The organism is Dietzia natronolimnaea (assembly GCF_002289575.1).
Lineage (GTDB): Bacteria > Actinomycetota > Actinomycetes > Mycobacteriales > Mycobacteriaceae > Dietzia > Dietzia natronolimnaea_A.
In genome coordinates this window covers 1-289 of sequence record NZ_NTGA01000073.1, presented here as the reverse complement: position 1 = coordinate 289, position 289 = coordinate 1, and the positions used below count along the sequence as shown (strand labels likewise).

The 289-nt window shown below is 68.9% G+C and carries 1 pseudogene; it reads right to left on the bottom strand.

The features are described 5' to 3' along the window. Positions 1–289 (bottom strand): annotated as a pseudogene (locus tag CEY15_RS17610) (IS21 family transposase); the annotation flags it as partial.

Here is a 289-nt window from a genome sequence, read left to right as displayed (position 1 = left end):
CCGTCAGCCCGACGGATGACGGTGTTGATCTCCGCGACACGGTCGTCGATGGCGGCGTTCAGGGCCTCGACGGTGGTCCAGACCTCCTCGGCGAGGTAGCCGATGACGCGCTTGTTGACCACTTCCACCGCGGACTCTACGGCTGCCTTGTCGCGGGGTTTGCGCACGCGAGCGGGCACGATCGCGGTGCCGTAGTGGTCGGCCAGCTGCTGGTAGCGGGCGTTGACTGCCCTGGCCGCTTCGCCCTTGGCCTGTCGGTGGGTGGCGGTGGTCGGGTTGTCGGGCACCA